12 protein-coding genes are annotated in these 8,578 nt (G+C 44.0%); 4 read left to right on the top strand and 8 right to left on the bottom strand.

Going from position 1 to position 8,578, the window contains the following annotated elements; translation table 11 throughout:
• Positions 1-218: 218 nt before the first annotated feature.
• The 5 genes from IQ246_RS27190 to IQ246_RS27170 form a co-directional block, all read right to left on the bottom strand.
• On the bottom strand, positions 219-653 hold the full coding sequence (locus tag IQ246_RS27190; protein WP_194006407.1) for a KH domain-containing protein: 435 nt from the start codon (positions 651-653) through the stop codon (positions 219-221).
• A complete protein-coding gene (rpsP, locus tag IQ246_RS27185; protein ID WP_194006406.1) occupies positions 616-876 on the bottom strand; it encodes a 30S ribosomal protein S16 in 261 nt (86 codons plus the stop codon). Before rpsP ends, IQ246_RS27190 begins: the two co-directional genes overlap by 38 nt.
• Positions 877-999: 123 nt before the next feature.
• Complete coding sequence (ffh, locus tag IQ246_RS27180) at positions 1,000-2,469, bottom strand: signal recognition particle protein (RefSeq protein WP_194006405.1); 1,470 nt, start codon at positions 2,467-2,469, stop codon at positions 1,000-1,002.
• Positions 2,470-2,880: 411 nt separating this feature from the next.
• Positions 2,881-3,393 carry a hypothetical protein gene (locus IQ246_RS27175; protein WP_194006404.1) on the bottom strand — a complete coding sequence of 171 codons (513 nt, stop codon included), beginning with the start codon at positions 3,391-3,393 and terminating at the stop codon, positions 2,881-2,883.
• A 9-nt stretch (positions 3,394-3,402) separates the two neighbouring features.
• Positions 3,403-3,633 (bottom strand): hypothetical protein, encoded by a 231-nt coding sequence (locus tag IQ246_RS27170; RefSeq protein ID WP_194006403.1) that lies wholly within the window; start codon positions 3,631-3,633, stop codon positions 3,403-3,405.
• A gap of 279 nt (positions 3,634-3,912) precedes the next feature.
• Between IQ246_RS27170 and IQ246_RS27165 the strand changes: the two genes are divergently transcribed.
• Positions 3,913-4,542, top strand: a complete 630-nt coding sequence (locus tag IQ246_RS27165; protein ID WP_194006402.1) for a Uma2 family endonuclease — start codon at positions 3,913-3,915, stop codon at positions 4,540-4,542.
• Between the two features lie 125 nt (positions 4,543-4,667).
• Here the strand turns inward: IQ246_RS27165 and IQ246_RS27160 are convergent, their stop codons facing one another.
• Positions 4,668-6,050 carry an aminopeptidase P family protein gene (locus IQ246_RS27160; RefSeq protein ID WP_194006401.1) on the bottom strand — a complete coding sequence of 461 codons (1,383 nt, stop codon included), beginning with the start codon at positions 6,048-6,050 and terminating at the stop codon, positions 4,668-4,670.
• A 48-nt stretch (positions 6,051-6,098) separates the two neighbouring features.
• Complete coding sequence (locus IQ246_RS27155; RefSeq protein ID WP_194006400.1) at positions 6,099-6,515, bottom strand: hypothetical protein; 417 nt, start codon at positions 6,513-6,515, stop codon at positions 6,099-6,101.
• Positions 6,516-6,770: 255 nt separating this feature from the next.
• Between IQ246_RS27155 and IQ246_RS27150 the strand changes: the two genes are divergently transcribed.
• The 3 genes from IQ246_RS27150 to IQ246_RS27140 all read left to right on the top strand — a co-directional run bounded on the left by IQ246_RS27150 (position 6,771) and on the right by IQ246_RS27140 (position 8,396).
• Positions 6,771-7,571 carry a PhzF family phenazine biosynthesis protein gene (locus IQ246_RS27150; RefSeq protein ID WP_194006399.1) on the top strand — a complete coding sequence of 267 codons (801 nt, stop codon included), beginning with the start codon at positions 6,771-6,773 and terminating at the stop codon, positions 7,569-7,571.
• Positions 7,572-7,673: 102 nt separating this feature from the next.
• Complete coding sequence (locus IQ246_RS27145) at positions 7,674-8,135, top strand: DUF4332 domain-containing protein (RefSeq protein WP_194006398.1); 462 nt, start codon at positions 7,674-7,676, stop codon at positions 8,133-8,135.
• 24 nt (positions 8,136-8,159) lie between these two features.
• The gene (locus IQ246_RS27140; RefSeq protein ID WP_194006397.1) at positions 8,160-8,396 is read left to right on the top strand and encodes a hypothetical protein; all 237 of its coding nucleotides are present in this window, start codon (positions 8,160-8,162) and stop codon (positions 8,394-8,396) included.
• Here IQ246_RS27140 and IQ246_RS30005 read toward each other — a convergent pair.
• Positions 8,389-8,578 (bottom strand): hypothetical protein (locus IQ246_RS30005; protein WP_208492319.1); only part of this gene is annotated, 190 nt, incomplete at its 5' end. The two genes, IQ246_RS27140 and IQ246_RS30005, sit on opposite strands and share 8 nt — an antisense overlap.

Genomic DNA, 8,578 nt, shown 5'->3' with positions numbered 1-8,578 from the left:
CCCATGCCCCATGCCCCATGCCCCATGCCCCATTCCCCATGCCCAATGCCCCATGTCCCATGCCTCATGCCCCGCTATATTTAGCAGACTATGAAAAATAGAGACGCTATTAATTGCGCCTCTACCTTGTGTAGGTTTGATCTAAAAATGCTTTCAAACCTTCAAAACTGCTGAGAGGAGCTATATGCAACCGCTCAGACTTACTTTGCATTTTTAACCTAGCGAGAACGGGGTTTAACAACAGGTCTACTAGGCCCGTTTCCACGTTCTTCTCTCGTTTTGAGCGGTGGCGATCGTTCTTCCTGGTCTTCATCAAAAGACATACCCTCCCGACCAGGAGTAGTATTGCCAAAAATGTCCAGGTATACTGACTGTCCAGTAAGTTCTGCCGCAGCGGTAATTACTGTACGAATCGCCTGAATATTGCGTCCCCCTCGACCAAAAACTTTTCCTTTATCTGTGCTATCAAAAGCAATGCGAACCCAAGCCCGTTTGAGGGTGTGAGAAATTTCACAATCGACGCTTAAAGTCTCTGGAGATTCTAGAAACGGCTGCATCAAGAAGCGTACTAGCCCAACATAGTCGGGACTGGCTGTTGGGGATTTTGTTCCGACGTTAGGATGCGACTGTGGCACTGACCTGTTCAAAAACATTAGCTTTTACTAGGATGCGACGGACGGTGTCAGTGGGTTGAGCGCCTTGTTGCAATCGCTTGACGATGCCAGGAACGTCTAATCGCACTTCATCGGTTCTGGGGTTGTAGAATCCCAACTCTTCTAGGGGACGACCATCGCGGCGTGCGAGGCTGTTAATGGCGATAATACGGTAACTCGCTTCCCGTTTTTTACCGTATCGCTTTAAGCGCAGTTTGATCATGGTTGAAGAATCATTCTCCTGTTGATAATTTACTTAGCAGCTAGTTGATGTTGAAATGCTAATTTTAGCACTTGCCTAGCATTCACTGCTATTTGTCATTTGTCCAGAGTCAATGACCAATAACTAAAGATTGCCGAAGCCTTTTTTCTTTTTGTCTTTCTTTTTCTTTTTCGTGCCTGCTGCACCGGTGTTGTAACCGCGCCATCCAGGGGCAGTTGGGCGATTACCTGCACCTCCGGCGAAGGCGTTGCCCATACCGCCGCCGCCACCAAACATTCCTGCCATTCCAGGGAACCCACCTTGACCCATTTGCTGCATGAGCGATCGCATTTTTTGGAAATCAGCCACTAGTTTACTCACATCCGCCTCTTTATAACCAGAGCCAGAAGCAATCCGCCGTCTGCGACTGGGAGAACTCGACAACAAATCGGGGTCGTGGCGTTCTTGGCGAGTCATGGAATTAATCATCGCCTCACAGCGCTTGAGCTGGGTTTCTCCATGCTTGAGTTGGTCATCTGACAGCTTGTTCATCCCTGGAATCATCTTCATGATGCCTCCCAGTGATCCCATGTTCTTCAACAAGCGCAACTGCTTGAGAAAGTCGGTAAAGTCAAACTTCGCCGAGAGGATTTTCTCCTGCATTTTCTCAGCATCTGCTAGGTCAAACTCTTCTTGAGCTTTTTCTACCAGGGTCAAAACGTCGCCCATTCCCAGAATCCGCGACGCCATGCGATCGGGGTAAAATGGTTGGAGTGCCTCAACTTTCTCACCCACGCCCACAAATTTAATCGGCGCTCCTGAAATCTGTCGTACTGACAGCGCTGCACCACCACGGCTATCACCATCCAGCTTGGTGAGAATCGCCCCAGTAATCCCAATTTGATCATGGAAGGTGCGGGTCAGATTTGCTGCCTCTTGACCAGTCATGGAGTCCACTACTAACAGGGTTTCGTGGGGGTGGACGGTTTCTTTAATGCGAGCCAGTTCCGCCATCATGTCTTCGTCAATTTGCAGACGACCAGCGGTATCTATAATTACTGTATTGACACCTTCTGCTCTGCCGCGCTCAACACCTTGCCGAGCAATTTCTACGGGGTCAGCATCGCTTCCCAGTTCAAATACTGGCACGTCAATTTGCTTACCCAATGTTACCAGCTGATCAATAGCTGCTGGACGATACACGTCTGTTGCCACTAATAAGCAACTGCGATCCAGTTTACGTAGATGTAGGGCTAACTTAGCGGTAGCTGTAGTTTTACCAGTCCCCTGTAACCCAGCCATCAGCACAATAGTGGGTTGCTCCTCGGCTTCCGCTAGAGGAACATTCTCTTCCCCCATTACCTGCACCAGTTCATCATGAACAATTTTGATGAATTGTTGGTCAGGTCGCACGCCAGAGACAACCTCGGCTCCCTGCGCCTTAGTTTCGACTTCGGTAATAAAATCTTTGACTACCTGGAGGTTGACATCTGCTTCCAACAAGGCGCGGCGCACTTCCCGCAAAGCGTCTTGAATGTTGGATTGAGAAATTTTATCCTGTCCCCGCAGTTTTTTCCAGGCGGCTTCTAAACGGTCAGATAGTGCATCAAACATAATTCAGTTACAGGTAGTTAGCCAGTGGAAAAGCCCAAACCGCCAATAATTGCGATTCAGAATTTCCGGTAGAGTTTAAACGTGCTATTTACCAGCTTAGTAGTTTTCACTCCGAGTGTAACAACTGGATACCTAGCTATATTAAAGTGGCAAACCGTCCTTAACTTACTAAGGTCAAAGCGGCGATTAAGCAATTAATGGCTATAATTTAACAAGTTTTGCATTTATAACGCCTATCTAGCAAGCATTGCTAGATGAATAACTCCAGGACTATTTTTTTGGATCTATCTATATTTCAGAGTATCAAACGCACAAATACTCCAATCAATAATCAATTCTTGGGATTTATCATATATAACTTATTTAAGTTGTTTAGCTATTTTATTTAATGTCAGTCATTTATTATTAAAACTAGATTTTTTCTTTGTTGGCAGCAAAATAGAAACCGAGAGCGCCACCAATTAAAGTAACTTGAGAAGTCCAAATTAAAGTTATAAGTTCTTTACCATCTTTACCCTCATCTTCATTTTTGACGACATAAATAAAGGTTGAATCGCCGAGCTTAACCACTTTACTATCATCGTCTTTCTCTTTGGGCTTTTCACTTGCAACAAAAAAAGGCAATAAAATGGGAGCAGCAACAAAGGCTGAAACTAAGAGTTGCGTCAAACCTATACTTATGAATAGGGCCAAAGAAAGAAAAGTACGAGTGCTTTCTCGCCATCGTTCTCCGTCAAAAGCTTTAGTCTCTGGAGGACGATAAACGCTTTTTCTATCTTCAGTTTTAGTAACTGAATCTAAATCTGGCACACCGGATTTTCTCTCTTCAGTTGCACTAACTGAATCAAAATCTGGCACGTCAGAAGAACCAGGCTCTGCACTCGTACCTAAATCTTCATTTAAATCACCTGGCTCAGGAACCACAACATTTACCTAAATAAAAACTACTTGCTTGGTAACACCATTTGGTTCTTTAATCAGGACTTTTGCATCCTTATTAACAGTTTCCCTTCTCAAAAAGTCCTCGGTTGCAATTGCTTTACGTAAAGCAGCAGTAGCTGTAATCCCTTGTTCATCAGCAAGCCGCTTAAGAATCGCAATAGTTTCTTGAGGAAGATTAACGGTTATCTTTTGAAGGGAAGATTTTTCTTTGTCTGTAGACATAATACGTTACTCCTAAATGCTTCATCTGAGAGCATTAAATCAAAATTTGTAGACATTAGGGAATTGCTCCCTAGATATATTATATCCAATACACCCATACAATATACATACTTTTACCATACTTTTATAAGGCAAAACGTTGATAGAGTCAGAGAGGCTGCTAATTAATGGATGGAAGATTTACCTGGAGCGATCGCAAAGCCTGTAAAGCCTATAATGACTTGCGAATAGTATAAAGTACAGTAAAGCTATTGTAGAGAGCATACACTACATATCGCTATGATTAGCAACACTCTGATTGAACCCACAGAAATCATCCACCTCTCAGGTATTAGTTGGCAAACCTATGAGAACTTACTCACTGAGCTTAATGCTAGTCGCCGTCTCCGGCTAACTTACAATCGCGGTACTCTAGAAATCATGGTTCCCTCACCTGAACACGAACGTTACAAAGAACTTGTGGGTCGATTTGTTGAAACTCTGGCTGAAGAATTAGAAGTTAGCATTGAACCCCTTGGTTCTACTACTTTTAAACGACCAGAGTTGAGTGGCGCTGAACCAGATAAATGCTTTTACATTGGCAATATCAATGTTATTAAAGGCAAGAAAATAATTAATTTGCAGCAAGATCCGCCGCCAGATTTAGTAGTAGAAATTGATATTACTAGTAGTTCTAAGAATCGCTTTGAAGTTTACGCCGATATGGGTGTACCTGAAATCTGGCGATATGATGGTAAGGATTTTAGTATAAATATTTTACAGGATAAAAAATATATAGCTGTAGAGCAGAGTTTATCATTTACGAATTTGCCTATTCTTGAAATCTCTAATTTTTTACAACAAGTTGGGCAAAAGGATTATTTAGATTTGGTGAGGGAATTTCGCAACTGGGTGAAAAGTCAAATTTAATAATAATGAGTGCTGAGATGCAATTATACTCTTACGATAAGACACTCTCCGAGCGTCTACGCGTCTGTACAATAGTGATGATTAAAAAAGTAATAATTGCATTCAGCAATTCTGAAAGTATGAATTCAGGCATTGACTAAATTTTCTACAGTACTCGCATCATTCGGTAATGCGGCTGTTAAAACTTCGCCGCCTTCTGTAGTAACTAAAACATCATCTTCGATGCGGATTCCGCGCACATCAGCAAATTGAGATAAACGCTCCCAATTCACCACATCTTGATATTTTGAGCGTAAATTGGCATCATTTAAAATTGCTGGTACTTGATAAAAACCAGGCTCAATTGTGACTAACATTCCTGGACGCAGAGGACGATCTAAACGTAGGTAGCCCAAGCCAAAGCGATCGCTCCTTTTGCGACCCTCTTCATATCCTGCTAAATCGCCCAAATCCTCCATATCGTGGACATCCAAACCCAGTAAATGACCGATACCGTGAGGGAAAAACAGCGCGTGGGCATCCATTTCTACCAAATCTTGGGCGTTTCCTTGTAAAATGCCTAAATCTACTAAACCTTCAGCCATGACTGTGGCAGCCAAAAGATGAATATCCTCATACTCCACTCCGGGGTATATCTTGGCAATGCAAGCATCATGAGCCGCCAGTACGACATCATAAACTACTCTCTGAGTCGATGAAAACTTGCCGGAAACAGGCCAAGTACGGGTGACATCAGCAGCCCAACCTGTCTCGGTTTCAGCGCCGACATCGGCAAGTAGCAAGTCACCTGGTTGCAGAGAGTGGTGATAATGCTCATTGTGCAAAACTTCGCCGTGAACAGTGACAATACTGCTGTAGGGGGTAGTCATATTATGGGCAATAATTACCCCTTCCATCGCTGCACGAACTTCTGCTTCCAGTTTAGCTTTTGGTGTTGCTGCCATACCGGCTTTGTGTGCTGCAACAGTTACAGCGGCAGCTTTTCGCAACTCACCTAAAGCAGCATCATCGTGGGTGAGGCGTAGAGAAACGATCGCCTTAGCTAATTCCAAGTCAATTCCTTGAGGAGGATTTTGCGGCAAAACCCATCTATTTAATAGCTGCGACTGCTGCGTCCAAGTAGCGGATTCCTGCACAGCGATTGTGGCTGCACCTTCTAGCCAGAATTCTAATTCTGCCATTGGTCTAGCAACATCTGCTCCAATCTTCTGGGCTATTTCGTCACGCGTTGGCATTTCTCCATACCAAAGGGCGCTGCTGGGTTGGGGGTCATCCATAAACAGTTCTAGCTTACCCGCTTCTAAGCGAATAGCTACATTGGACAACGGTAGTCCCGCAAAATAGAGAAAATGACTGCTAGCGCGCAAAGGAAATACATTTGCGGGAAAGTTGCGCGGGCTGCTGCCTCCCGACCAGATAATTGCTGGAAAATCAATGAGGCGCTCTAGTCGTCGCCGTCGGTAACGTAGGGTATCGGCAAAGGAACTAGTGGTGTTTTGGCTCAGCATAATATAGAAACTCGAACAAAAAGATAAAGGTTATACTTCGGTCTTAATTTAGTCTTTATCATCTTTATCATCGTTGCGATCGTTATCATTATTGCGCTCATTGCGCCCGTTGCGATCGCCGTCATCGTCGTCATCGTCGTCGTTCTGGTTAAGCTGTTGTTCTGGTTTTTGCTGTTCGATTGGAGCTAACGGCTGCTGTTCTTTAACACCGCAGCTGACTAATCCTCCAGAAATGAGCGCTAGGTTGAAAGCAGCTAAGATACCCGCGATAATTTTTATAGGAAGTCGCCGGGAAACTCCATCCCCAGGTGTCTGTGGAGGGATAGCCGCCCGCCGACTTGGGTCATTGGGCATTGGGCATTGGTAACTCTTCCCCATTCCCCATGCCCGATTCCCCATGCCCAAAAACTCCATCCCCTTGTGAGTGGAGTTTTTTATTCTCAAGTTGCCATTTGTATTTAACATTGACCACTAGTTATGCAAAACTTTTTCTATTGTGACTGATTCTACGAAAATCGAAAAAGTCCAAGGTACTTTTGAATCAGGTTTTAGTCTTTTTCGTGGCTTGCCACAAGCATTGTAGTTTTGGTGAACCGATAAAGTCGAGCTATTCAAAAATGCTGGATGTAAATATTTGCTTTGGTGTGTGTAAATTTCTAACGCACTCATGATAAGTATACAAAGCTGCAAATTTGCTGCTTCAACTTCCAGGGTACCCCTATGAGACGAATCATTACTCAGGTTGATGCCTTTACCAATACACACTTCACAGGTAATCCTGCTGCTGTGTGTGTTTTGCTTGAACCTCAAGATGATGGCTGGATGCAGAACGTGGCGCAGGAGATGAATTTATCTGAGACGGCTTTTTTAGTCAGACAGAATGATGGCTTCAATCTGCGTTGGTTTACACCAACAGTGGAAGTGCCGCTTTGTGGTCATGCAACCTTGGCTAGTGCCCATGTGCTTTGGTCAGAAGGACATCTGTCAAATGATGAAGCTGCCCGCTTCTACACTAAGAGTGGAATACTGATTGCCAAGCAGCAAGGTGAATGGATTCAATTGGATTTTCCCGTGAATCACTCACAAGCAACAGTCGCCCCGCCAGAATTAGGCGAAGCCTTGGGTGTATCTTACAAATCTGTGTATCAGAATTCTCTAGGATATTTGGTGGAATTGGAGTCTGAAGATTTAGTACGAGGCTTGCAGCCTAATTTCCAGCAAATACAAACTTTACCTGTTGCTAAGGTCATCGTTACTAGCACCAGCTACCCTGATTCCAAATATGATTTCATCTCTCGCTTCTTTGCACCGGGAGTAGGTATTAATGAAGACCCAGTTACCGGATCTGCCCATTGTTGTCTTGCTCCCTTCTGGCGCGATCGCCTGCACAAAGATGATTTTTTAGCTTATCAGGCATCTAGTCGCGGTGGAGTAGTAAAAGTAAGTTATACCGGAGGCGATCGCGTCTTTTTAGCTGGACAAGCAGTCACCGTCCTCCGAGGAGAATTAACTACATCGTAGTAAGAAGAACGGAGATAGGAGTGTCTTGACTCAATAGACGCGATTAATCGCCTCTCTACAAGAGTCACAATATTTAAAGAAGCCCATATTTTAGTTTTTCAAATGTCTGTTAAACAAATAGATAATCGAAGTCCGGTCATATCTGGTGACTGGCCGATTGAGCAATTACCTGGATTGAGCGAAGAAGAACAGTCCCAACTACAAAATTCTGGGATTAAAACTACACTAGCGCTAGTCAAACAAGGCAAGACTTTAGAGATGAGAGTGGCGTTAGCAAATAAACTACAGGTTCATCTTCAGCATGTAAATAAGTGGATGGCTTTAGCTGACTTGGCGCGTATTCCCACCGTAGGTATACAATATTGCGGTCTATTGCTCCATGCGGGTATTGGTTCTGTAGCGCAGTTAGTCCAAACTCCCACTCACAGATTGCACCGACAAATTTTGCGCTTACAAGTAGCAACAATGCAGCGGCGAGATTTGTGTCCAGCGATTGAGTTAGTGCAACAGTGGAGCCAACAAGCGAAAACAGTGCTGAGTCAAGAGTCAAGAGTTAAGAGTTAAGAGTAGCCCTGTCAAGCTGGTGAAATGGAAGCTACGATTGGCCACCTGAATGCAACAATGCCTGATTTGCTACCAGGTTATCGAGTAAAAATTATTGATGGTAATGCGATCGCAGCAAGTGAACATCGTTTGGAAATGTTGCGCGACATTAGCAGGGATGATGATTGCGATTCCCCCCGAAGAGTGGCGTGTTTTTCAGAACATGACCTTATTATCATTTCACTGGGCGCAAAGAGGCTATTAATCTGTAAATTTAGTTAGACGCTAAAAAATTTACTAAGACAGAAAACGTAAATTTAGATAAAATTTTGATATGATTATAGCGGTTATCAGTCCAGTGCAGTACACTAGGAGAGAGCAATTGTACTGATAACTGGTCGGTATGAAACCCTACTCTCTCGACTTGCGCCAGAAAATTGTTGATGCTTATGCCTGCGGTGATA

Origin of the sequence: aff. Roholtiella sp. LEGE 12411 (assembly GCF_015206995.1) — a bacterium.
Classification (GTDB): Bacteria; Cyanobacteriota; Cyanobacteriia; order Cyanobacteriales; family Nostocaceae; genus Komarekiella.
The sequence above is the reverse complement of the archived record's forward strand: the minus strand, read 5'-3'. Positions and strand labels throughout refer to the sequence as shown.

Excerpts from the sequence above, each read along its gene's own strand:
- IQ246_RS27190 (WP_194006407.1), bottom strand. The coding sequence starts at position 653 with ATGTTTTTGAACAGGTCAGTGCCACAGTCGCATCCTAACGTCGGAACA.
- rpsP (WP_194006406.1), bottom strand. The coding sequence starts at position 876 with ATGATCAAACTGCGCTTAAAGCGATACGGTAAAAAACGGGAAGCGAGT.
- ffh (WP_194006405.1), bottom strand. The coding sequence starts at position 2,469 with ATGTTTGATGCACTATCTGACCGTTTAGAAGCCGCCTGGAAAAAACTG.
- IQ246_RS27170 (WP_194006403.1), bottom strand. The coding sequence starts at position 3,633 with ATGTCTACAGACAAAGAAAAATCTTCCCTTCAAAAGATAACCGTTAAT.
- IQ246_RS27165 (WP_194006402.1), top strand. The coding sequence starts at position 3,913 with ATGATTAGCAACACTCTGATTGAACCCACAGAAATCATCCACCTCTCA.
- IQ246_RS27160 (WP_194006401.1), bottom strand. The coding sequence starts at position 6,050 with ATGCTGAGCCAAAACACCACTAGTTCCTTTGCCGATACCCTACGTTAC.
- IQ246_RS27155 (WP_194006400.1), bottom strand. The coding sequence starts at position 6,515 with ATGTTAAATACAAATGGCAACTTGAGAATAAAAAACTCCACTCACAAG.
- IQ246_RS27150 (WP_194006399.1), top strand. The coding sequence starts at position 6,771 with ATGAGACGAATCATTACTCAGGTTGATGCCTTTACCAATACACACTTC.
- IQ246_RS27145 (WP_194006398.1), top strand. The coding sequence starts at position 7,674 with ATGTCTGTTAAACAAATAGATAATCGAAGTCCGGTCATATCTGGTGAC.
- IQ246_RS27140 (WP_194006397.1), top strand. The coding sequence starts at position 8,160 with ATGGAAGCTACGATTGGCCACCTGAATGCAACAATGCCTGATTTGCTA.